This window comes from Acinetobacter sp. YH01004, from assembly GCF_013420455.1.
In the GTDB taxonomy this organism is placed as follows: Bacteria; Pseudomonadota; Gammaproteobacteria; order Pseudomonadales; family Moraxellaceae; genus Acinetobacter; species Acinetobacter towneri.
In genome coordinates, this window is record NZ_VOXZ01000006.1 from 106207 (window position 1) to 129940 (window position 23734).

18 protein-coding genes and 1 pseudogene are annotated in these 23734 nt (G+C 39.8%); 10 read left to right on the top strand and 9 right to left on the bottom strand.

The window, feature by feature from the left end:
• Positions 1 to 138: 138 nt before the first annotated feature.
• The 7 genes and pseudogenes from FTT71_RS13430 to FTT71_RS06310 form a co-directional block, all read left to right on the top strand.
• A pseudogene (locus tag FTT71_RS13430) lies at positions 139 to 885 on the top strand (restriction endonuclease subunit S); the annotation flags it as partial.
• Positions 886 to 894: 9 nt separating this feature from the next.
• Positions 895 to 1749, top strand: a complete 855-nt coding sequence (locus FTT71_RS06285; protein WP_180160810.1) for an HNH endonuclease — start codon at positions 895 to 897, stop codon at positions 1747 to 1749.
• Between the two features lie 17 nt (positions 1750 to 1766).
• On the top strand, positions 1767 to 2678 hold the full coding sequence (locus tag FTT71_RS06290; RefSeq protein ID WP_180079426.1) for a DUF5655 domain-containing protein: 912 nt from the start codon (positions 1767 to 1769) through the stop codon (positions 2676 to 2678).
• 28 nt (positions 2679 to 2706) lie between these two features.
• Positions 2707 to 5583, top strand: coding sequence for a type I restriction endonuclease subunit R (locus FTT71_RS06295; protein ID WP_180079425.1), 2877 nt, complete (start codon positions 2707 to 2709; stop codon positions 5581 to 5583).
• A 59-nt stretch (positions 5584 to 5642) separates the two neighbouring features.
• Positions 5643 to 6209 carry a macro domain-containing protein gene (locus FTT71_RS06300; RefSeq protein WP_180051500.1) on the top strand — a complete coding sequence of 189 codons (567 nt, stop codon included), beginning with the start codon at positions 5643 to 5645 and terminating at the stop codon, positions 6207 to 6209.
• Positions 6206 to 7714 (top strand): DUF262 domain-containing protein, encoded by a 1509-nt coding sequence (locus FTT71_RS06305; RefSeq protein WP_180079424.1) that lies wholly within the window; start codon positions 6206 to 6208, stop codon positions 7712 to 7714. The genes FTT71_RS06300 and FTT71_RS06305 overlap by 4 nt, the downstream gene beginning before the upstream one ends.
• Positions 7714 to 9711, top strand: coding sequence for a DUF262 domain-containing protein (locus FTT71_RS06310; RefSeq protein WP_180160811.1), 1998 nt, complete (start codon positions 7714 to 7716; stop codon positions 9709 to 9711). The genes FTT71_RS06305 and FTT71_RS06310 overlap by 1 nt, the downstream gene beginning before the upstream one ends.
• A 691-nt stretch (positions 9712 to 10402) precedes the next feature.
• Here FTT71_RS06310 and FTT71_RS06315 read toward each other — a convergent pair.
• The 4 genes from FTT71_RS06315 to FTT71_RS06330 all read right to left on the bottom strand — a co-directional run bounded on the left by FTT71_RS06315 (position 10403) and on the right by FTT71_RS06330 (position 13292).
• On the bottom strand, positions 10403 to 11662 hold the full coding sequence (locus tag FTT71_RS06315; RefSeq protein WP_180160812.1) for an OmpP1/FadL family transporter: 1260 nt from the start codon (positions 11660 to 11662) through the stop codon (positions 10403 to 10405).
• Between the two features lie 236 nt (positions 11663 to 11898).
• Complete coding sequence (locus tag FTT71_RS06320; protein ID WP_004973099.1) at positions 11899 to 12156, bottom strand: DNA-binding transcriptional regulator; 258 nt, start codon at positions 12154 to 12156, stop codon at positions 11899 to 11901.
• 145 nt (positions 12157 to 12301) lie between these two features.
• Positions 12302 to 12736, bottom strand: coding sequence for a DUF2946 family protein (locus FTT71_RS06325; protein ID WP_180160817.1), 435 nt, complete (start codon positions 12734 to 12736; stop codon positions 12302 to 12304).
• Between the two features lie 148 nt (positions 12737 to 12884).
• Positions 12885 to 13292: a rhodanese-like domain-containing protein gene (locus FTT71_RS06330; RefSeq protein WP_096900921.1), complete on the bottom strand. Its 408-nt coding sequence runs from the start codon at positions 13290 to 13292 to the stop codon at positions 12885 to 12887.
• A 242-nt stretch (positions 13293 to 13534) separates the two neighbouring features.
• Here FTT71_RS06330 and FTT71_RS06335 point away from each other — a divergent pair, with 242 nt between their 5' ends.
• The 3 genes from FTT71_RS06335 (at position 13535) to FTT71_RS06340 (ending at position 15011) form a co-directional block, all read left to right on the top strand.
• Positions 13535 to 13714 (top strand): hypothetical protein, encoded by a 180-nt coding sequence (locus FTT71_RS06335; protein ID WP_004973110.1) that lies wholly within the window; start codon positions 13535 to 13537, stop codon positions 13712 to 13714.
• A gap of 254 nt (positions 13715 to 13968) precedes the next feature.
• Positions 13969 to 14244 carry an iron-containing alcohol dehydrogenase gene (locus FTT71_RS13315; protein ID WP_253103581.1) on the top strand — a complete coding sequence of 92 codons (276 nt, stop codon included), beginning with the start codon at positions 13969 to 13971 and terminating at the stop codon, positions 14242 to 14244.
• Entirely contained in the window at positions 14205 to 15011 is an 807-nt protein-coding gene (locus FTT71_RS06340; RefSeq protein ID WP_257222471.1) for a maleylacetate reductase, read from the top strand. The genes FTT71_RS13315 and FTT71_RS06340 overlap by 40 nt, the downstream gene beginning before the upstream one ends.
• Before the next feature lie 74 nt (positions 15012 to 15085).
• Here FTT71_RS06340 and FTT71_RS06345 read toward each other — a convergent pair whose 3' ends face one another.
• The 5 genes from FTT71_RS06345 to dnaE form a co-directional block, all read right to left on the bottom strand.
• Positions 15086 to 17080, bottom strand: coding sequence for a triacylglycerol lipase (locus tag FTT71_RS06345; protein WP_004973116.1), 1995 nt, complete (start codon positions 17078 to 17080; stop codon positions 15086 to 15088).
• 128 nt (positions 17081 to 17208) lie between these two features.
• Entirely contained in the window at positions 17209 to 18111 is a 903-nt protein-coding gene (locus FTT71_RS06350; RefSeq protein WP_154320674.1) for an ABUW_2363 family tetratricopeptide repeat lipoprotein, read from the bottom strand.
• A gap of 174 nt (positions 18112 to 18285) precedes the next feature.
• On the bottom strand, positions 18286 to 19083 hold the full coding sequence (gene cysE / locus FTT71_RS06355) for a serine O-acetyltransferase (protein ID WP_004973118.1): 798 nt from the start codon (positions 19081 to 19083) through the stop codon (positions 18286 to 18288).
• Positions 19076 to 19924, bottom strand: a complete 849-nt coding sequence (locus FTT71_RS06360; protein WP_004973119.1) for an RNA methyltransferase — start codon at positions 19922 to 19924, stop codon at positions 19076 to 19078. Before FTT71_RS06360 ends, cysE begins: the two co-directional genes overlap by 8 nt.
• Before the next feature lie 28 nt (positions 19925 to 19952).
• The gene (dnaE, locus tag FTT71_RS06365) at positions 19953 to 23516 is read right to left on the bottom strand and encodes a DNA polymerase III subunit alpha (RefSeq protein ID WP_179988651.1); all 3564 of its coding nucleotides are present in this window, start codon (positions 23514 to 23516) and stop codon (positions 19953 to 19955) included.
• Positions 23517 to 23734 lie beyond the last annotated feature (218 nt).

The following is a 23734-nucleotide window of genomic DNA, read 5'->3' on the forward strand; positions in this document are numbered from 1 at the left end:
GCACTGATCCCACAACATAGTTTAGATGCCGAATATTTATATTATTTAATCAATAAAATCGAACTTTATAAGATCGCTGACACTTCAACTATTCCCCAAATCAACAATAAGCATATTGAACCATATAGTATCTATTTACCAAGCAAAGAAGAACAAACCAAAATCGCCTCTTTTCTATCGAACGTGGATGAAAAGATTAGCCAACTCAATCAAAAACATGAACTGCTGAGCCAATATAAACAAGGCATGATGCAAAAGCTGTTTAGCCAGCAGCTTCGTTTTAAAGCGGATGATGGTAGTGAATTTGGGGAGTGGGAGAGTATTTCTATTAAAAGTGCTGTAAGTTTTATTAAAGATGGTACACATGGTACACATCAAGATGATCCAACATCCCACTTATTTCTACTAAGTGCTAAGAATTTACAGAATGGCCATGTAGTTATTGATGAAAAAGATAGAAGAATTAATAAATTAGAGTTTGATTCAATTTATAAAAATTATGGTTTGAACACTGGAGATATTCTATTGTCAGTGGTTGGTACTATTGGTCGTGTTGCTATATTTAAAGAAGAGTATAAGAACTACGCTTTTCAACGAAGTGTCGCTTTCATGCGTTTCAAATCTGCCAAACCGGAATTTATTTTTCAGTTGTTTAATGCCGTGGATTTTCAGAATGAGCTATTAGTTAGACAGGTAGTTTCAGCCCAACCTGGAATTTATCTGGGTGATTTAAGTAAAATAGAAATTAAATTACCTTGCCAAGAAGAACAAACCAAAATCGCCAATTTCTTATCTGCCATTGACCAAAAAATTGAAGTCGTAGCACAGCAAATTGAACAAGCCAAACAGTGGAAAAAAGGCTTGTTGCAGCAGATGTTTGTGTAGAGGGATCTCATGTCTGAATGGTTATTTCCTGTTAATCCTGCAATTTATGATATAGATCGTGCTTATCATGATGCACATCAAATATGTTGGGCAAAATACGATTTTGAATTCCAAATTAATGACATTCTATTTTTGTATGTGACAGAGCCAATAGGAAAAATTCAATATCAATATCAAGTTGTTGGATTTGCAGGTCAATCTGATTTGCCAGAAAAAGATAGAGAATATTGGTTAGATCAAAAAGAATTAGAGGCATATAAAGGTGATTACTTTCTAATTCAACCAATTGAAAAAGTTGAGAAAGCATCACTGTCTAGACGATATTTAGCCGAACTAGGTCTAATCACACCAAAAGATACTTTGCAGTCGCATAAGACCACTAAATTTGTAAAAGGTAAATCTTTAGATAAGGTTGAAGCACATAAAAAATTGCTTAGTTATATTGCTGACCAGTTTAGTAATGTTGAAGAGACCAACTATCCTGATGAAGCAGGTGTGAATAGCCCCAAATTTTTTGAAGGCAAAAAACTAACTGTTACTGTAAATGGCTATGAGAGATGTCCCAAAGCGAGAGCTGAATGTATTGCCATTTATGGGACTCGTTGCTATGTCTGTGGCATGAGCTTTGAACATACCTATGGCTCATTTGCTAAAAATTTTATCCATGTACATCATATTGAGCCATTAAATACGATTGGTGAAGAGTATGAGGTTGATCCTAAAGAAGATCTAAGACCTGTCTGCCCAAATTGTCATGCAATGCTGCATAAAACCGAAAATGGTATTCCAATGACAATTGAGAGATTAAAACTTTTATATAGCGTTTCTTTGAGGAATCCGCTTAGACAAACATTTGAAGAATAAATAATTCGAGATTTTTAATGCAGCTTTATCAAACCCAAGCACAGTCATTAGTAGAACTTACAGAAGATCCTTTTCGTTTGGAAAGAGAAATTCAAAGCCTGTTTGAAAACAATCTTTACAGTTTTACAGGTCTGGAATTCATCAAGTCTGAATTCACCATTAAAAATAACCGTATTGATACACTGGCTTTCGATCCTGAAAGCCAAGCTTTCGTAATTATCGAATATAAGCGAGAACGCAATTATAGCGTGATCGATCAAGGCGTTTCTTATCTGAATCTGATGCTCGACTATAAGGCAGATTTTATCGTTGAGTACAATGAGAGCCAGAGCAACCAGCTGAAACGTCAGGATGTGGATTGGTCACAAAGTCGAATCATCTTTGTCTCACCGAGCTTTACCGACTATCAAAAGCAGTCCACCAATTTTAAAGATTTGGGCATTGAGCTGTGGGAAATCAAACGCTATCAAGGTGGAATTGTTTCAGTCAATTCATTGCAGAAAGCCAAATCAGCCCCTTCAATCAAGCAAGTGCAAAAGGTTGAGTCTGAAGATATTCAAAAGATTGCCAAAGAAATCCAGCAATATGATGAAGCCTATCACTTGGCGGATAAGTCCGATGACATCAAAGAGCTATATGAGCAATTCAGGAACTCAATTCTGGGCTTAACCACCGATTTAGATGTTCATCCCAAGAAAATGTACATTGCCTTCCGAAAGGGTAAGCGTAACTATGTCTATATGAGTATCGGGACAAAGCAAATTCGCATTTGGCTGAATATGCCTTTTAATCAACTGGATGACCCGAAACAGCTCGCGAAAGATGTTACCAATATTGGACATTGGGGCAATGGCGATTGTGAGGTGATCGTGTCAGATACAGAAAATTTAGAATATATCTTGAGTTTAATTAAACAAACATTGAAGTGAATAATTTAAGATTTCAGAGGGGAAGGAAATGACAGTACAAAGCGAATACCAACTTGAAAACGAACTGATTAGCCAGCTTAAGCAATTGGGTTATGCCTCAGTCACGCTCAAGGATGAAAGCCAGCTACTGTCTAACCTCAAAACCCAAGTCGAACGCGCCAATGGACTTGCGCCCCTGTCAGAAACTGAATGGAAACAAGTCATCAGTTTTTTAAACACGGGCACCGTGTTTGAACGCGCCAAGAATCTGCGTGATCTATTTCCAGTCAAATTTGATGATGGAACCAGTAAACACCTTTTTTTCCTGTCTGATGATCCTAGCAAAAATATTTATCAAGTCACCAATCAAATCACCATCGACCACCGCGACTATAATGGCAGAACCAGCCGTTTTGATGTGACCTTACTGGTCAATGGTTTGCCTTTGGTACAGATCGAGCTGAAAAAACGCGGCATGGAAATCGCCGAAGCCTTTAACCAGACTCAGCGTTATACTCGTGAAGCGTATTGGGCTGGGCAAGGGCTATTTGGCTTTATCCAGTTGTTTGTGATTAGTAATGGTGCCAATACCCGTTACTACTCCAACGGCACGACCGGCATTGAATTTGCCTTTCCCTGGGCCGATGTCAGCAACAAACACATCAATGAAATTGTCGACTTTGCCGATACGTTTTTAAATCAGCGGCATCTAACCCAAATGCTGACCCAGTATATGGTACTGCTGGAAACCACCAAAAGCCTGATGGTGCTGCGTCCCTATCAGATCTATGCAGTACAGAAAATCGTGCAGCATGTGCAAAACTCCAATCAGAACGGCTATATCTGGCACACTACCGGTTCAGGCAAGACCCTGACTTCTTTTAAAGCCAGTCAGATCATCATGCAAATGCCTGATGTAGAAAAAGTCCTGTTTGTGGTCGATCGTAACGACCTCGATACGCAAACCTCACGCGAATTTAATGCTTTTAAAGCCGATAGCGTCGACAGCACCGATAACACATCGACCTTGGTGAAACAGCTGGATCAACGTCATGACAAACTGATTGTGACCACCATCCAAAAACTCAATCGAGCTATCAGTACCGACCGTTATTTAGAATCGATTGATTATCTTAAAAATAAAAAAGTGGTGTTTATTTTTGATGAATGTCATCGCAGTCAATTTGGTGAGACCCATCAGAACATCAAAAAATTCTTCAGCAATGCACAAATGTTTGGTTTTACCGGTACGCCTATTTTTGAAAAGAACAGCCAAAGCAAAGCAGGTTTAAAACTCACCACAGACTACCTGTTTAATGAATGTTTGCATAAATACGTGATTGTCGATGCCATCCGTGATCGTAACGTCTTGCAGTTCCAGATTGATTATCGTGGCAAATACACCGCCAAAGGCATGGCGACGAATGAAAGTTATGAGGAGGATGTAGAAGGCATCGATACCAAAGAACTGTATGACAATCCGCAACGCCTTGAAATGATTGCCCGCTACATTGTCAATATTCACGATACCAAAACTCGTAATCGCGAATTTACCGCAATGTTCTGTGTCAGTTCGGTCGAAACACTGACCCAATATTACGACCTCTTTGAAAAGGTGCAGGCTGAAAAGCAAATTGAAGATGAAGCACAAGGTCGGATATTTAAACCGTTGACCATTGCCACCATCTTTTCCTATGCGGCAAATGAGGCTGTACCGACTGATGACTTAAATGGCTTAATTCATGAAGAAGCCGCAGATATTCCAACTCAGGTCAATTCATCCAGTCGGGATAAGCTGGATCGCTACATTGCCAATTACAACCGGCAGTTTAAAACCAACTACAATTCTGGCGATCAATTTTATGCGTACTACCGCGATATTGCACAGCGCGTAAAAAACAGACAGATTGATATTCTAATCGTGGTCAATATGTTCCTCACGGGCTTTGACTCTAAGCCGTTAAATACCTTGTATGTCGATAAAAACCTAAAATATCATGGCTTGATTCAAGCATTCTCACGCACCAACCGTGTCTATAACGATAAAAAACCATTTGGCAATATCATCTGTTTCCGTAACCTAAAACGTGCAACGGATGAAGCGCTGGCGCTATTTTCTAATAAAGAAACGACCAAGATTGTACTTGTTCCCAGCTATGCGGAAATCGAACAGGATTACCAAGCAGCGGTGAGCAAATTGTTTGCCTTAACGCCTAATTACCAATCAGTCGATGATCTTGTCACTGAAGAACAGCAACTGGAATTTATTAAAGCTTTCCGTGAAGTGATGCGCTACAACGCCCAGCTACAAACTTTCATTGAATATGACCAGGATCAAACCGCATTAGATAAACAGCACTTTGCCAACTTTGCTTCCAAGTATGCTGACCTATGTCGTGCCGTTAGAAAGACCACCAAGAAAGAAAAAGTATCGGTACTGGATGATGTCGATTTTCAACTGGATTTACTGCACAGTGATCGCATTAATGTTGGTTATATCATCAACCTCCTACAGCTTGTTGTTGATACGGACTCAGAGGACAAACGTCAGAAGTACCAAGCGCAAATTTATGACTTAATCAGTAGCGATATTAGCTTGCACGATAAGCAAGACCTCATTCAAAAATTCATTGAAGAAAACATGCCTAAGATGATCAATGGTCAAAGCGTCCAAACGGCTTTTGCTCAGTTCTGGGATGCTGAAAAAGAACAGGCCTATCAGCATCTTTGTAAAGAAGAAAACCTGAAACCAGAAGCGATGAAGCAGGTTCTGGAGCATTATGAGTTCACCAAACGCCTACCACGTAAAGAAGAGTTGAAGGACTTACCAAACTATAAGGTTAAGCTGTTTGAACGGGAGAGCATTTTTAGCAATTTGCTGGTCAAGACCCGAAAGCTGATTGAAAAGTTTTATGTGGGCATATGATTTTGTTTTTATTTATTAAGAATTTACTTTTCATGAAAATATACTTGAAAGCAATATAAATGAATAAACGAAAAAAAATACTGTTAGTACGAGAGGATATCACTAAGCTTGCTGTGGATGCTATTGTGAACTCTGCGAATAAGTCGCTACTAGGTGGAGGTGGTTTAGATTACGTAATCCATAAGAAAGCAGGACTACTGATGAAGCAAGCCTGTATAGAGTTAAACAAGCTAAAAGGTGGATGTCCTACGGGACAGGCAGAGGTAACGATCGCAGGTGACTTGCCGGCACAATATATTATTCATGCCGTTGGACCAAGATGGTTGAATGGTGATCATAATGAAGCAGATTTGCTGTGTAGTGCATATTCAAATGCTTTGATCAAAGCAAATGAAGTACGAGCTAAAAAAGTTTCATTCCCCTCCATCTCTACAGGTGTTTATGCTTTCCCAAAGCAATTGGCAGCAGAAATAGCCATAGGAACAGTATTGTCCACTTTGCCAGATTATTCGTTCATTGATGAGGTGGTTTTTGTCATAAAGGATTCTGACAATTATCAAATTTATCAGAATATTTTGAGCAATCTGCATGATGAACATTTAGAAATTAAGATTGAAAAAACATGACCATAGCAACTTTAGAGCCGAGAGTTATCTCATTAAAAGAACTTTACCAACAAGCTTTAAGTATTCCTGATTATCAACGTCCTTATAAGTGGACAGAGAAGCATGTCAGAACGCTGTTTGATGACTTAGATTATTTTGTTGCGGGTATTACGGCAAAGAATCGTGATGATGATCGTTATAAGTATCGCCTAGGGACAATTGTTCTACACAAGCCTACTTTGATCATTCGCACGAAGAACCATAATGATTGCAATCAGCATCATCTCAGAATGATTGTCCAACACAAGTTACCTGATGTTAAAAAAAATATTGTGGACGGACAACAACGGACATTAACCTTTTATTTAATTTGGCATGCCTTGCAAGCGAGAAAAAGTCAATTAAACAGGTTGATTCTTCCTGAGTTCAGTTTAGAGATTCCTGCGTGTCGCATGAGTCAAGAAAACTTACGCCGAAATTATGATGTGGTTGAAAAGCTCATCGATAAGCCACGCTCAAAGCCCTTAGAGGAATATATTGATATTCTGCTGACCAAATGTGAGTTTGTTATTGTTGAGTTAAGCAAGCTGTCAGAGGCTTTTCAATTCTTTGATTCACAGAACTCGAGAGGATTGGATCTTCATCCACATGATTTGTTGAAGGCATATCATCTGCGAGAATTTGATCCATCAGAAGCTGAGTTGAAAACGAAAGCCGTTCAGCAATGGGAGCAAAGGAATGAAAAGGATGTCCATCGGATATTTTCTCATTTCCTCTATCCCATCAGACAATGGACTAATGGGGAAAAGGCATTCCACTTTGGTAAAGAGCAGGTGGAGGGTTTTAAAGGTTTGTCACTGCATCAGGAAGATCAGTTTCCACTGAGCCAGTCATATCGTATCTTGCACAGTATGGTTGATGAGTACAACAATGATCGCTTCCGTAAGGTAGATAACATACATTTGGCTTACCCATTTCAAATCACCCAAACCATGATCAATGGGCGACGTTTTTTTGAGTGGTTTAGCCATTATGAAAGCAAAGCTTTAGCGTTGCTTAATCCACGAGATCATGATGATTGGGTGGAGCCATTATTAACCACAGCAATGTCGAAAAAAATTTGGACAGTCATTAATGGCACTGAGAATTCTAAAGGCTATGAGTATACGGGTAGGAACAGAACAGGTGATGGCTATGTCCGAAAAGTGCTCAATGCTTTTTTGTTGGCTTACTATGATCGCTTTGGTGAAGCGGAATTTTCGAGTGCTTTGGAGATAGGATTTATTTGGGCATACAGTTTACGCCTTAAGCAATCTAGCATCTATGAGTCCAGTATTGAGAACCATGTGATAGGTCAGAATCTCTTTAGGCGTTTGGATCAATCATTACGACCAAAAGACTTCTTTAATTTTTCCTTGAATATCTATATTGGTTCAAATGATATAAGTGAGAAAAGTAGTAAAAGTAAAGTTGAAGGCATTAAGAAGCTGTTTAGAGAAATGAAATGCATGGCGGAGCAGGGATGATGTCTACAGAGCAAACACAACCATATACCATCTCACAATTGTTGAGTGAGGATGTGAAGTATCAAATCCCTGTATACCAAAGAAATTATGCTTGGGGAAGACCACAGATCCGAGCATTAATACAGGATGTTTATGACTATTATCTAAAGTTACAGACCAGTCCTGAAAACTATTATATCGGTAGTTTGGTGGTCGCAAAAAAAGAGCATTACTTTGAAGTGCTAGATGGACAGCAACGGTTTACAACCTTAAATCTTATGGCTTTATTCTTAAAGTCTAAACTTAAAAATGCACAACTCGATCAATTTAATAGCATACGATTAAGTTTTGAAAGCCGTGAAAAGTCAGAAATTCTTTTAAATTCATTATGGAAATTTGTCAGTGATAAATCTGTTGAAAAAGAAATAGATCGATTGAATGCACAATATGGTGATCACGCTATTCTCAGAGGTTATCACATTATTCAGGAAGAATGGCTCAAGCTTGTCCAAGAAGATGAGCTTGAAAAGTTTGCAAACTATCTATTAGATCGCGTGGTAATTTTACGCACAATGATTCCAGAGCTTGCAGATGTGACGCATTATTTTGATGCACTTAATAACCGTGGGGAACAGTTAGAAGCGCATGAAGTCATTAAGGCACATTTTCTGAGCTTGTTAAGTGCTGAGGATGCAGACCGTCATGTTGTTCATCAAGTTTGGTCAGCATGTCAGGATATGTATAAATATGTGGCATATGGTTTTAACCCCACAGATAGAAAGCAAATATTTGGTGGTTCATATCATGAATGGTGTGCCAAAGACTATGAAGACCTTAAGTCATGCCTGCCTATACAAACTCCATCGAAAGATACGAGTACTGAAGGGAAGCGCTCATATGGGGATAAGCTCACTTTGGAAGGAATTCTAAAGCTTAATCTTGTTCCTGTTAGTGAGAAGACAAATGAAGAGTCGAGCGAACGTTTTGCAAGCATCATTGATTATCCCAACTTCCTGATGCAGGTTTTGAAGATTTATGTCAGAAGGCAGTTGAAAGATGGCGACGCTAGCAAGATTGCACTTGATGACAAGACTTTATTAGAAAGCTTTAAACGCATGATTGTAGATGCAAGTCATGCAAAAGACTTTATCTACCTGCTTTTAAAAACACGATATCTATTCGATCTGTATGTCATCAAACGTGAGAATAGTCCTCAGTACAAAGGTTGGTCACTCAAGAAACCTAAATACTATAGTTCTGGTAATGTGAGCTATGTGAATACCTTTTCACAATCTGAAGCTGAGGGGGAAAATGAATTAGCATTAGAAGGTGGTCAAAGAAACCTCGTGATGCTTCTATCTGCATTTCATGTTTCCTACCCAACACATGCACGTAAGAATTGGTTGTTGAGCATTTTATATTGGCTCATAGATCATAGTGACAAAGGAATTGGTTTAAATACCTATTTTGCATTTGTGGAAAATTTGGCACGTACTTTGATCAAGAAGCGGTACTTAAGTACAAAGCAAGACTATGAAAGTTTCATGTATGGCAATGAATTTGAGTGCAATACAGCAGTCACTGTAGAAGATGTAAAAACGCAGTTTACTTATGGGAAGATTCCTTACTTCTGTTTTAACTATTTAGATTACCTTTTGTTAAAAAAGGAAAAAGGGAATCATGCTAAATTTTACTTTAGTTATAAGGACTCAATTGAGCATTTTTATCCGCAAAAGCCTAAGGTCGGTGATCCATTACCACTGCAGGTTCGAGATAGTCTAGGTAATTTAGGTTTAGTGAATCAAAGTGAAAACTCTTCACTTACTAATGATATGCCGATTCAAAAAGCCAATTGGCTAAGGAAGCATACGGAAGCACCAATCAGTTTAAAGTTAGAGTTGATGATGCAGGTTGTTGAGAAGAACGAATCTGAGTGGAATGAAGCGAGTATAGAAAAACATCAGCATGATATGATAGAGTTACTGATAGAAGATTTAAACGGAAAAGCATGCTCTTAGAGGCATGCTTTTTTATTATGTATACCTTTTAGTGTACGAAATCTTAATTGGTTATAAAAAACATAATAAAATCAATAGTTAGATACTAATGCATCATTGGAGTGTGTGAAGATAGATCAGCCATGATTTCTGTCATGTTCATGCAGTTGAAGTCCTTTAATTTGAAGCGTAATTTAAGTGTAAGTATGTGACTAGCTTATTTTACGCCATCTTAGTCAAATTAGTGAACCTGCATGTCATTGTTGCTCGCTCTCTAACGAGTCGAACATCGAGCGGTTTAAGCTTTTAAATGGATAATATTCAATTGATCTGGTGTGTTAGTGAGCACACAGCCATAAAAAATATCGCCCATAAAATCTAAACCGACAGTTTCAAAAATGATATCGCATAGCTCAAAGAGCTTAGCTGTTGAAAATGTATGATTTGCGAAGTTAAAAGTGAAAATTATTGTGTCATTTGGCTGAATTTTACTGAGTTTTTCGTGTAATTCATCGTTATAAAAAGCATCGAAATTTGATTGTTTTCTATGGATTCATTTAGAAAGTAGTGCATGTTGTAACATTATGCTTTGCATGGTCTTATTTCTAGCTAAAGCCGTACTTTGGAAAAACTTCATCACAATCAAAGTAAAAAAAGCCATCATCTTTTCAGATCATGGCAAGCTATTATTCAAACTCAAGCTATGTAGAATTTAAAAATTCAAACTATATGACACGCCCAAAATATTTTGGCTCATGCTTAAATTGGCTTCGCCACCACCAAAATCAGCGGGGACAGAGTTGTTACCTTGCACTGTTTCTTTGAGTGCGTGTGTATAAGCCACACTTACATTTTGTTGATCATCGAGTCGCCAAGTTGCACCAACACTTAAATGCTCTTGTACCACACCTGGTGCCAAAATATTTAGGAAGGTTTGATCATTTTTAACAGGCTGATCGTTATAGCTATAACCCGCACGTAAAGTCAGTTTTTCTGAGGCTTGATAAGTCGCTGAAATTTTATAGACATTGATGTCATCCCATCCAAAACCAGGACCTTGTGTTGTGCCAAATTTATTGTTTGCGAATAATTGATCCAGTTTATTGCCAACAGAATCTACATCTGAATAATTAATGCGTAAGTAATCTGTCGCGACTGATAAAGCAGGGGTAAGTTGATAATTTAAACCTACACCATAGCTTTCAGGTACGTCAAAATCACCTTGTTTGGCAAATAAACCTTCATATTTCTTAAAGCGGCTGGCATTAATTTTAGATGAATAGCTTGCACCAAGGGTCAGTTTCTCATTTGGTTTTGCAGACCAGCCAATACGTGCACCTACACCGTATGAATCGTCATTGCCACGGTCGCTAATTGCTGCATCGTTGGACGAAGCACCACCAAATACATCACCAGCAAAACCTTGTGCGCTAAAACGTTGATATAAAATATTTGCAGCCAAAGCTATAGATTGATTTTCTGCATATTTCCAAGATAAAGCAGGTGAAATAAAGGCTTGGGTTAATGAAATACCTGCGCTTCCTGTATTATCATAAACTGCATAAGGATTATTTTTATAATTGGTATTCATGCCACCATTGCCATAAACCGCAATACCCGCAGTGACTTGTTCATTCACTGGGTGAACATAACCTAGATCTGGAATTACAAAGTATTTACGGCTATTGCCATCATACTGACCATTTGCTCCATAACCATTTCCTGTAATTTCAGACTCACGATCTGGAGAGAAAATAGTTAAACCTGCATCAACACGCTTATCTAACCAGCTCAAACCCGCTGGGTTGCTTGCAATAGTCAGACTGTCCTGAAAATTGGCAATGGCTGTGCCTGCATTTCCTTGAGATTTCGCACTATATGCATGCATGAAATATCCTGTTGTTGCAAAAGCAGATGTTGAAAACAAAGGTGCGATAACAGCAATTGAGATAAAAGAAGATAGATATTTCATGAGAATATAGATCGAGTAAAAACAATATATGCGGCAGTATATTGAAAAGTTATATTCTTGTATTTGAATATAAATTCATATCTTTATTATATTTTTGAATATAGAGCTATGAAAACAGCAAGGGTATTCATTCTATATGTATATCAAAATGATGCTTCAAATCTTTTGACCAAAGAAGCTCCCTTGGGAGCTTCTTTATTGATTTACATTGCTTTAATTCATAATTATCAAGTGCTTTATGCCAAATTTTCTAACACAAATTGTGGCGATTTAATAAATAATCGAATTAATGCTTGAGCAGAACTCGAGGGTTGACGAACACCACGTTCCCAACTTTCTAAAGTTCGGGCAGAGATACACAATTTTGCCGCAAGTTCAGTTTGTGAAATATTCATTTTTTGCCGAACTTTAATGATCTGTTGTGCTAAATCCAAACAAGCCGTTTGCTCTACAGTATGATTCACATGATTATGACTGTGTTGAAGCAGATGCATAGTTATCTCCTCCTTAGGGTCGAATAAACAAGTCAATGAGTTATTAAAATAAGTATTGTCCTACAGCTGCATAAATTTGATACTGCAAAATTTACACTTTAGAGTGAAGCAAAGATGGCAACACTGTAAGAAATGATAAGAAAATTCAAGAGTCAAAGTGGGGCGGGGCACGACCTTGTGGCAGAACAAAAAGCGGCTCAGCTTGAAATAGTGTTGGTGTAAACGATGTTTTAAAAGACAAAACCCGAATTTGCGTTCGGACTAAAATTGGTCTGATTTTGTTTTCAAATAATGGTAGTGCAAAACTATAAACTAGACAGTATTCACATTCATGATCTGTATGCGCCGCATCTTCAGATGATGCATGTTCGTGTGAACTTTCAAGTCCGAATGCAACATGAGTCGCAGTTTCATGGTGTGTAGATGAATACGAAGAATGGGGTGCGGTGCGTTCTAAAAATAATGCTTGGGCAATAGTTTCACAGACAGAGGAAAAATGTTGTTTCTCTGGCAATAAAGGCTGTAGGAACACAGCGACTTGTAACAAGATTGCAAATAATCCTAGCAATCTGCCCCACATCATAAACACTGTATCAATCTTTTATTCAATTTATTCATGTAATACTATAACAAAAATGACAATGATAAATATTGAAGTATTACACGAAGTTTTAATTAATATTTAACCTAATATTGAGCGTTATTTAAGCATTCAACAGACCCTAGTATCATCTTGTAAAAGAAACTGTCGGAAAACCTGCTTCCAGCCAAGCTTGCATACCACCTTGCATTGAATAGACTTTCTCGAAACCCATTCTTTGTAAGGCTTGAGTGGCAAGTGCAGAACGCGCACCAGTACCACAAAGTAAGTAAATATCTCGTTCAGCCAGATTGGTAAGAGCACGTTCAACATCGCAATAGTGGTTTACTACAGGGTGTTGTGCAATTTTCATTTCTAACATGCCGCGTGGAAAATTCACTGCACGGTCTATTGCACAAGCCTGATGTTCTTCAGGTTCTCGTACATCAATCAAAATAATATCGGGATGTTGCAAATATTTTTCATGCAATTCTTGCACGCTAATTTCTGTAATTTCACTTTTGGCTTCAGTGATTAGTTGATCTGGTGTTTTCATTCATCCACACTCATTTATTTTGAGTTTATATAATATAATATTATATATTTAATAAGATTTTATTATTGTTAGGAAATGTGTCTGATCGAATATCGTTGTGATTTTCTATAAAAACATTTTAAATCAGGTGTTTAAATCCTAATAAAATTTAAGTCATCAATTGATCAAAAAGTCATATCTTATTCAACTATAAGGTATATACTAGATCTAACACTTTTGTTCGATTGTTCAGGGGACGTCAAATGCCTGCAAGATTTTTTGGAATTTTTCTGGGTTTAATTGCAGCGGTATTAATCATTGGTGGATTATTCATCAATATGATCAGTGGTGAAGCTACCGTCGTGGAATACTGGATTTTATTGTTGCTTCCATGTTTTGGTATTCCAATTTTGTCTGCAGTGTGCCTAAAAGAAATAGACTAAGCACAAAAGTATAAGTTTTCTTTACATTAAAATTGATAGATGATTCATCGCATTTAATTTTAATGATCCAAAAGCCCATGCGATCATGGGTTTTTGTGTTTACAGCAAAACAGTTGGTTTTGAGTTTTATTTGAATATTTGCAAAGCAGCGTTGCAGAATTGGGCTGTTCAGCAGCCTAGTCATAGTTAAATGCTATTAAAATCTAAAGACAATATTTAAGTTTAATAACATGTAAGCATTCCATTATCAGGTATTGCCAATCAATGTTCATTTTGGCGTAGGTCATCTGCAAAAAATTCAAGAGATTTTACGATCTTATACCTATAGGCGTATTTTAACTATTGCCACTGCAGGGCAAAAAGCCGCAGGCGAGCGTTTATTGGCACTAATCCAAGACATGGCTGTAGCGGTCTATCCTCATGCGGTGATGCATGTGCCAAAAGAAGTTGCCGATCAAGCCATTCAAGATGTGCAGCGTTTAAAGGTCGATTGCTGTTTGGCACTCGGCGGTGCTCTGCGATTGGTTTAGCCAAAGCAATTGCTTTAGAAACCCATTTACCGATTATTGCAATTCCGACCACTTATGCAGGTAGTGAAATGACTGCGGTGTATGGCATCACCGAAAACCAGCTGAAAACCACAGGCAAAGCAGCTCAAGTTTTGCCTAAAGTAGTGATTTATGATCCTGAATTGACACTCAACTTACCCACTGAAATTTCGGTATGTTCGGGTATGAATGCGATGGCACATGCAGTTGCGGCATTATATGCACAGGATAAAAATCCCATTGTAAGTTTAATGGCGCTAGAGGCGATTACTCAACTGGCACAGGCTTTACCTGAAATTGTGCAAGCGCCTCATAATATGCAGGCACGTGAACATGCTTTATATGGCGCATGGTTGGCAGGTGTGTGTTTGGGTTCGGTGGGTATGGCAATTCATCATAAAATTTGCCATAGCTTGGGCGGACGCTATCAGTTACCACATGCGCAAACCCACGCCATTGTGTTGGCGTATTCAGTGCATTACAACCGACATGCAGATATTGCTGCAATGAATCAACTGGCAGCGGCTTTAAATGTGTCAGATCGGGAACAGTTGGGCTTGGCGATTTATCAGCTTAACCAAAGATTGAATATTCCAATGGCACTTAAAGATTTAGGATTACCCGAAACAGCACCTGCCCAAGTGGCACGTATTATCTGCGATAGTCCATATTATAATCCACGCGAATATGACTATGCCGAATTAGAGGCCTTATTGACCAAAGCTTATTGGGGACAAGCACCAATCTAATACTGCTGAGAAATAGCATGATAGATAAAAAACCGAAGCCACTTAGACTTCGGTTTTTTATTTGCCGTGACGGATTACGGTTTATACAAGCCTAAATCTTGCAAATGTAATCTAAGAATACGTCGCAGTTCCAATACAGCTTCTGGCGTTTCCTGAATGGAATGTCCGCCTTTAATAATTTTTTCTGAAACAGCGCCATCTAAGTGGGCACTGTTGTAATGCACCACATCGTCATTCATTAACAGATGCTCAGTGCTGTCGGTATTATTGCCAATAATACTGTGATATTTAAATCCTTTGACAGGCAAAATATCTTCAGTTAATTCCGTAAATTTGGAATTTTTACTTAAATCACTCGGTCCATTTTGAATGACGCCATGCCCAATTTCTTTGGTTAGATTTTTTAAATCGACTTCATGTTGCTGCAAGGTATCCGCAAACGCGCTTAAAAATGCAGTCGGTAAGCGAATGACTTTACGTGCTGCAAGGGTGAACCAGCGGTCTGCAAACTCTGTACCTTTATGCGGTGCAGCCAAGAATATTGCACGGTTAAAATTGGTGATGGGTTTAAGGCGCAAACGTGCTTGCAACAAAGGATCAGATTTAAAGCGTTCCAGACGTCGGTTTTTAAGCATTTGCATGGCAGGTTGAGTTAAATCAGTATCGCTGACCAACAAACGTGCCAAAATACCACCCATGCTGTGTCCAATTACTACAGCATCTTTTTTGGCTGCAGCAGAAGGACTGACCTGTTTAAAGCCTTGTTGAAGCAAGGCATAAATTTGGAAACGGCTTTCTAAAATTGGCATATTGGTCGAGTAAAACACTTGCCAGACTTGAAAGTTTTCCCGCAATACAGGATCGCCCATAATATCGTTGGTTAAGCGAATCCACGCTTCGGGGCTACTGGCCAAACCATGAATGAGGACAATGACTTTTTTATTCGGATTATACGGCTCAAGTAAGTACAAATGCGGCATACTGAGTCGTTCTTCACGATCAATTAAGGATAAATAAGCCGATTTACCTAAATTATTTTGCGCTAACCACAAGCCATAAGGTGCAGAAAAGTTAGCTGCAAGCGGGTAGTTCTTTTGTGCAATTTGGGCAGATTCATATTTATACGGATCATAAGCCTTGAGCTTAAAATGCGGCCGATTCAAAATATCTTCAATGGAATTGGCGCTATGTGGTTCTGCAGTGATTGTCGCGGCTAAATAGCGAGCTTGGTGAATATTTGGATTTTTTCCTGCAGGATAATCATATTTTAGCGGATCAATAATATATTTGCTTTTGCTCAGATCATCGTTTGGATTTTCAGGCAATACCACCAGAAATTCAGACCCAAAACCATCACGGCGCGTGACCGAGCGCAAACCCGAAAAGTTCAGGTTATAGGTTGACATCAACTGCTGAATTTTTTGTTGTTTCAGCTGCGGGTAGTACTCAAAATCAATGTCATAAATGCTGTTGCCAACACGAATTTGTTGTTGCAATTCATCGTGTTTATAGCGCAGCGCATAGCTGCTGACCAATTTGGCAATCGCCTGATTATAAAAATCCCGAATTTGGACTTGTCTGTTATCAAAAAGACGGTCTTGCGGCGCACGTTTGGTTTTAAACATGTAGGCGTAACTATAACGAATACTTTGATCGAGCATGTGCAATTGCTGATCTAAACATTGTTCATAATTGGCCTGATGAATTTTTTGTTGTTCTTCCGATCTTTTACTGTTCAGAATACTGATTTTACAGGACGATGAATTTTCCAGTTCAATCGCTTTCGCTAAATATAATTCACTGGCGGTTGAGAGCAGTTGTTCATCCTGAATTTGTGGGATTTGCTTGAGTGCACTCACACATTCTTCAGGTTTTTCGGCACAAATATTGGCTTCACGTCCTGTCATCGACAAGACATTTAAACTGGCTTCACTCAGTTTTTTGCGCGATAAAATACTATCACGTTCATTGGCAATACTAACTTTTAACGCCTGATTTTTAACACTGACCACCTGACAACCAGACAGCAGTGTTGTACTGAGCAATGCAGCAATCACAATTTTATTCATGGAAAGTCTGGCTTAATTTTTAAGATTTTTTTCCATCATACGTTTTTTTAAAGCTTTTTCAATTGCGTAGAAAGCAAAATAGACCGTCGAAACGGTCTATTTTTAGGTATTTTTGTATCGATTTTTTATTAAGTGCGTGGTGCGATCACTTGCCACACATTCCAGCGACCTTGCTTTTCAATTTCAGCAATCAAACGGTCAGCCACTTCGGCTTCTTGCGGGTATTTGATTTTATAGTTTTTCAAAGTTTGTACTGCATTTTTCTTTTGTTCCATGGCAATATAATTGTTTGCCGCAGACAAATAAGCTTCCTGCACACCTGCTTTCATGGCTTTGTCTAAATAAGGAATGGCTTCACGATGACCGCCACCTTCAGACAGACCGAAACCAAACCAGAAATTCGCTTCGGCATCTTCCTGATTAATTTTTAAGATACGCTGCGCATAGTTAAGTGAGCGTGTGGTGTAAACAGAGCCTAAGTCTAGATTACGTGCCATAACACTGGCTTTAAATGCACGCATCAAAATATCAAAAGAGGCATTTTCATTGGCTGCCAAAGTGTCTAATTGTTGAGTCAATTCTTTGAGCTTTGCCTCGAAACCACGACGTTCCTGACGTTCGCTAAAACGTGGTGGATAGTGACGTGCTTTGCCTTCGACCAATTGTAAGAAGTCATCAATTTCGGTGATGTCAATTTCGTTTTCACCTGCCAAAACTGCAAACTTCAAGCTACGGGCATTGTTATTGACCGTAGGTACAATCAATTTGTTTTGATCTAAGGTAATGCTTTTGCTTGGATCATTTGGGTTAGTAACCACCATTTTAGTCACAGGCTGTGCTGCTGCTTTTTGTAGGTTAATTTCAAATGGTGGTGGGGCATCATAATTAAATGGATTTAAGGCATAGAATGGTGCACTTAATTCAGGTTCGGTAAATACGATAGGTGGTTTTACTTCTTGTTTTGGTGGTGCAACACAGGCGCTAACGAGCGTTGCGGCTAGAATACTGAGTGCCAAAGGCTTAAGAGTCATGGTGTTCTTCCGTTCAATTTATTTTAAAAGTGAGAGGTGATTGTGTCGGATTAAAATATTGCATGTCGGTCAGTCTAAGAAATCTGTTCCGAACATGCAATACAATTGAGGGGGCTTAGTTACACAGTGATACGAAGTTTTTTTAAGTATGTAGGATTGATCAAATAAACAGCCCTATTTACTTTGTGCTTCACACTCACGTCTAACATCTTCAATTATTTTTAATTCTTCTGCACTATAAGGTTGTTCATTTTGCTGTGGGTTTTTAAAGCTTGGGTCAAGTAAAGAGAGACGCTGACATAATAAATTCATACGTTTTTCATTTTGTTCCAAGCGATCTAGTAATACTCGCATGCCGTCCAATACTGGGTCAGATTGGTCCTGCGTTGCTGCATAAGGTTGGAAACCAATACTGGCAGCATAATCACGACGACGTGCTTCCTGATCATCGGCAGGTTTATTTTTCATAATAAAGCGCGCAGGGTTACCCACAGCAGTTGCGCCTTCAGGTACTTCTTTGGTCACAACCGCATTAGAGCCAACTTTGGCATTTTTATGTACGGTGAATGGGCCTAGAATTTTCGCGCCTGCACCGACTACTACGCCATCTTCCAAAGTTGGATGACGTTTGCCTTTATTCCACGTTGTGCCGCCTAAAGTCACGCCATGATATAAGGTGACATCATCACCAATTTCAGCAGTTTCACCAATCACCACGCCCATGCCATGGTCAATAAAAAAGCGACGACCAATTTTTGCACCGGGATGAATTTCAATTCCTGTAGCAAAACGGCTAAATGACGAGAGTAGACGTGCCGACCCCTTGCAGTCTTTGTTCCATAATTCATGCGCCACACGATGCATAATTAAAGCGTGAATTCCTGGATAAGTGGTTAAGACTTCAAGTGTATTTCGAGCAGCAGGATCGCGCGCGAAGACAGCTTGAATGTCTTCTTTGAGCTGTTTAAGCATTAGTTTGATCCTCGTCCTGTGTTGATGTAGATTTTTTCCATGAACCGTTATTCATTGCTTGTACGCGGCTAAAAATACCGCGAAGTAAATGGTATTCCATACGATCTAATTGTATACGTCCGAAAAGCCGACGCAAGCGCAAAGGCAATAATCGTGGATTTTTTGGATCCATAAATTCAATTTCTGCCAGCATTTTTTCTAAATGTGGATAGAACTGTTGCATTTGTTCATGGTTGACCAAAGGTTCATCCCATTGCATCGCTTCAGAATCTGTCACTTGCATCGTCGCTGCAGGATCGGCAATTTTTCCGACAATATCGATGGCAGCCATACGCATTTCATAGCAAATCACTTGAATGGCTTGAGCAACATTGAGCACACCATATTCTTCATTGACAGGAATCGTCACGTGATAATTCGCCAAAGCCAGCTCTTCATTGGTTAAACCACGATCTTCACGTCCAAAAATAATGGCAACATTTTGCCCATGCTGTGCCACAGCATTTAACGACTTTTCTGCCGCAGGGCGTGCATCTAAGAGTGGCCAAGGAATAGTACGACTACGTGCACTGGTGCCAAAGACCAAATGGCAGTCGGCAATTGCATCTTCGAGCTGTTCAACCACTTCAATCTGTTCAATTAAATCGGTTGCACCTGCCGCCAAAGCATCAATATCTGGATGCGGATAGGTTTTTGGATCAACCAAAACCAATTTACATAGCCCCATGGTTTTCATGGCGCGTAAGGCGCTACCGATGTTGGCAGGCAGGGTGGTATTCACCATGACAATACGCACGTGGGAGAGGTGTGCGGCAACAGCTGCATTGTCGGTTTGACTCATAACAAATCCAGATGGGTTAAATTTTTAATTAAGAATATTGATCAACTTCGGTATGGTATAAATCCATAGCATCATCCATGCTCATATCAGCAGGTGGTGGAGCAATCGATGCAGGTTTCGCCACATCGACAGCTTTCGCGGCTTTGGATTTCACTTGATATTCGATATGCAGGCTTTCTTTACCAAAATAGTCACGCAATTTGACCAAGGCTTCATCTAAGGGTGCGATTTTCCACTGAATGCCCAAATGTAATTCTGCAGTGGCATAAGCATAGTCAAGGTGCAATAAAACAGGAATATGCGTGCATAAATCCACATTACAATAAGGCAGCAACATATTTTGTAAGTCTTGACTCAAGGTCTTGCTTAAATGTTCTGCATGCAAGTGAATTTGAATACTATTGGCGCGTTTTTGACGAATTTCATTCAAGCTAAACGCTTTGGTTAAGCGTCCCATTGGGCGGTCAAAACCTTCACGTTCGTAAATTTCGCCTTCAATCACCACCACTTTTTCAGTTTGTACAATATCTTTAAAGCGTTGGAAGCGCTCATGGTTGGCAGATACTTCAATACGTGCCGTACCATCATCTAAAGTGACCACCATCCGATTTGGGAAGTTGGCGACATCCACCACCAAGCCTGCAAAGACGGTGGTCACGCCACGACGGGTTGGCGTCAGTTCATTAATTTTACTTGGAATAAAGGCTTTTAATTCATTGCGATAGACATCAATCGGGTGACCAGTGAGGTAAAGTCCAAGTGTGTCTTTTTCACCTTTAAGTCGGACTTCATCTGACCATGGTTTTACAGGTTTGGCAGGCTTACGTTGTACTTCTTCAACTTCACCAAATAAATCCATGATGCCTGTTTCACGGTTGGAACGTGCTTGTTCCGCCGCTTGTACCGCTTCTGGCAATTGTGCCATTAAACTTGAGCGTTCGATGCCTAAACAGTCTAATGCACCCGCACGAATTAAGGCTTCAAGGGTTCGTTTGTTGATTTTTTTCAAATCAATACGATGACAGAAGTCAAATAAATCGCGGTATGGACCTTCTTTTTGGCGAGAATCAATCACCGATTGCATGGCTTGTTCGCCCACGCCTTTAATTGCGCCAAGTCCGTAGACAATGGTGCGTTCATCGCTGGCGTGGAAATGATACAAAGACATATTTACCGAAGGTGGTAAAACTTCCAGACCATTGTGGCGACAGTCATCAATCAGGAACACCACGTTATCGGTGTTTTGCATTTCCGACGACATTACCGCAGCCAAGAATTCGGCAGGGTAATGTGCTTTCAGCCATGCCGTCTGATAGGCAACGAGGGCATAAGCAGCCGCGTGGGATTTGTTAAAACCGTAGCCTGCGAACTTTTCCATATAGTCGAAAATATGGTTGGCTGTGGCGGCATCAATGTCTTTTTTCGCAGCACCTTCAATAAAGATTTGGCGCTGTTTCACCATTTCTTCAGGTTTTTTCTTACCCATAGCACGACGTAGTAAGTCCGCACCACCGAGGGTATAGCCTGCACAATACTGTGCCGCCTGCATTACCTGTTCCTGATAAACCATAATGCCGTAGGTTGGTTCAAGCACACCTTCTAGCAAAGGATGCAGATACTCAAACTCGCCACCGTGCATACGGTGAATAAAGTCTGGAATGAGATCCATCGGGCCAGGACGATACAAGGACACGAAGGCAATAATTTCCTCAAATTTGCTTGGGCGTGCTTCTTTCAGCATCTTTTTCATGCCCACGGATTCAAACTGGAATACCGCTGTGGTGTTGGCATTGGCAAAGACTAAATAGGCATCTTTATCGTCCAATGGAATATGGGCAATATCTAGCGGTGTATCGGCTTGGATGCGTTTATTGATATTTTGTACTGCATCTTCAATAACCGTCAGGTTACGTAAACCCAAGAAGTCAAATTTGACCAAACCTGCCGATTCAACATCGTCTTTATCGTATTGTGCAACACGGGCGGTTCCATCAGCATCGCACATAACCGCAGAAAAGTCGGTGATTTTGGTTGGTGCAATGACCACACCACCTGCGTGTTTGCCTGTGTTGCGGGTAATGCCTTCAAGTTTTAAAGCCATTTCCCAAATTTCTGAAGCATCGTCATAGTCTGGGTTAGATGGATTGGTCACCACATCTTTCAGCTGTGGTTCGGCTTCAATTGATTCTTCCAAACTAAGCCCTAAAGGTTTAGTTGGAATCAGTTTAGAAATACGGTCTGCCAAACCATAAGACTTGCCCAAAACCCGTGCGACATCTCGAATCGCACCTTTGGCGGCCATAGTACCGAAAGTGGCAATTTGTGATACCGCATCACGTCCATAGGTGCGTGCCACATAATCAATGACTTTATCGCGTCCTGCAATACAGAAATCGACGTCAAAGTCGGGCATGGATACACGTTCTGGGTTTAAGAAACGTTCAAAGAGTAGTTCATAACGCAATGGGTCTAAGTCGGTAATTTTTAAGCTATAAGCGACCAATGAGCCTGCGCCTGAACCACGACCCGGCCCAACAGGTACGCCATTATTTTTAGACCATTGAATAAAGTCCATGACGATGAGGAAGTAACCCGGGAAGCCCATCGAGTTAATAATATTAATTTCGTATTCAATTCGTTCATCATAAGGTTTGCGAATTTCTGCCCAGTCTTCATCGCGCTGTGTGACAGGATAGAGCACATTTAGACGTTCTTCTAAACCTTGTTTGGATAGGTGCGCGAAGTAGGTATCAATGGTGTGTCCGTCTGGAATTGGATAATCTGGAAGGAAATATTTACCCAATTGCAGCGTGACGTTACAGCGTTTGGCAATGTGATAGCTGTTTTCAATAGCACTTGGAATGTCGGAAAATAATTCCGTCATTTCTGCAGTAGTTTTAAAATATTGCTCAGGACTATACGTTTTAGGACGACGGTTATCCCCTAAAACATAACCATCGGCAATACAAACTCGCGCTTCGTGCGCTTCATAATCTTCACGGCGGACAAAGTGCACATCATTATGTGCCACCACGCCAATATTATATTTTTTAGCTAATTTAACCGCTTCGGCAATAAAAGCATCTTCATCGGGACGATCTGTACGGGTCAGCGCCAAATAGACCCGATTACCAAATTTTTCTATCCATTCTTCTAGCAACGGTTCGGCTTTTTGTGGATTGGACGTGATCAGCATTTTGCCGACATCACTTTGAATGCCGAGTAACAGAATCAGATCATCGGCTTGTTCTAAAATCCATGCTTTATTGACGCAAGGGATATTGAGTTGCTGACCTTCAATATAGCCACGCGACACCAGTTCGGTCAGATTGCGCCAGCCGTGATTGTTCATCGACAATAGCGTCACACGATGATCGGCATCATTTAAACGCAGCACTGAACCTAAAATCGGTTTGATGCCTTGTCCCAAACATTTGCCATAAAACTTTACGGCAGCGTGTAGGTTAGAGAGATCGGTCAATGCCAAAGCAGGCATTTCTTCATTGACTGCAGCTTTAATCAAGTCAGGTATGCGTACAATCGACTCGGTAATCGAAAATTCTGTATGTATACCTAAATGAACAAAGCGCATGAATCAGTCCCTTAAAAAATCACGGGTTATTTTAGCATGCTCTGCTCAAGACAAAACATGCTGCAAAGTTTTTCCTACGGTTTTCGATGACCTAGACCGTATATCAAATTTTCAGTTTTTGGGATGTTGATATGGTGTGAATCAAGCATGCATGGAGAAGGAGTACGGTTTTAACCCCTTACATGCTCTTATGAGTAGCAAGGGGTTAAATGATGAAT

Coding starts and splice junctions, on each gene's coding strand:
- cysE (WP_004973118.1), bottom strand. CDS start 19,083: ATGCTTAAACAGCTCAAAGAAGACATTCAAGCTGTCTTCGCGCGCGAT.
- FTT71_RS06330 (WP_096900921.1), bottom strand. CDS start 13,292: ATGAAAACACCAGATCAACTAATCACTGAAGCCAAAAGTGAAATTACA.
- FTT71_RS06335 (WP_004973110.1), top strand. CDS start 13,535: ATGCCTGCAAGATTTTTTGGAATTTTTCTGGGTTTAATTGCAGCGGTA.
- FTT71_RS06350 (WP_154320674.1), bottom strand. CDS start 18,111: ATGACTCTTAAGCCTTTGGCACTCAGTATTCTAGCCGCAACGCTCGTT.
- dnaE (WP_179988651.1), bottom strand. CDS start 23,516: ATGCGCTTTGTTCATTTAGGTATACATACAGAATTTTCGATTACCGAG.
- FTT71_RS06300 (WP_180051500.1), top strand. CDS start 5,643: ATGAATAAACGAAAAAAAATACTGTTAGTACGAGAGGATATCACTAAG.
- FTT71_RS06285 (WP_180160810.1), top strand. CDS start 895: ATGTCTGAATGGTTATTTCCTGTTAATCCTGCAATTTATGATATAGAT.
- FTT71_RS06310 (WP_180160811.1), top strand. CDS start 7,714: ATGTCTACAGAGCAAACACAACCATATACCATCTCACAATTGTTGAGT.
- FTT71_RS06320 (WP_004973099.1), bottom strand. CDS start 12,156: ATGCATCTGCTTCAACACAGTCATAATCATGTGAATCATACTGTAGAG.
- FTT71_RS06295 (WP_180079425.1), top strand. CDS start 2,707: ATGACAGTACAAAGCGAATACCAACTTGAAAACGAACTGATTAGCCAG.
- FTT71_RS06360 (WP_004973119.1), bottom strand. CDS start 19,924: ATGAGTCAAACCGACAATGCAGCTGTTGCCGCACACCTCTCCCACGTG.
- FTT71_RS06345 (WP_004973116.1), bottom strand. CDS start 17,080: ATGAATAAAATTGTGATTGCTGCATTGCTCAGTACAACACTGCTGTCT.
- FTT71_RS06290 (WP_180079426.1), top strand. CDS start 1,767: ATGCAGCTTTATCAAACCCAAGCACAGTCATTAGTAGAACTTACAGAA.
- FTT71_RS06305 (WP_180079424.1), top strand. CDS start 6,206: ATGACCATAGCAACTTTAGAGCCGAGAGTTATCTCATTAAAAGAACTT.
- FTT71_RS06325 (WP_180160817.1), bottom strand. CDS start 12,736: ATGTGGGGCAGATTGCTAGGATTATTTGCAATCTTGTTACAAGTCGCT.
- FTT71_RS06315 (WP_180160812.1), bottom strand. CDS start 11,662: ATGAAATATCTATCTTCTTTTATCTCAATTGCTGTTATCGCACCTTTG.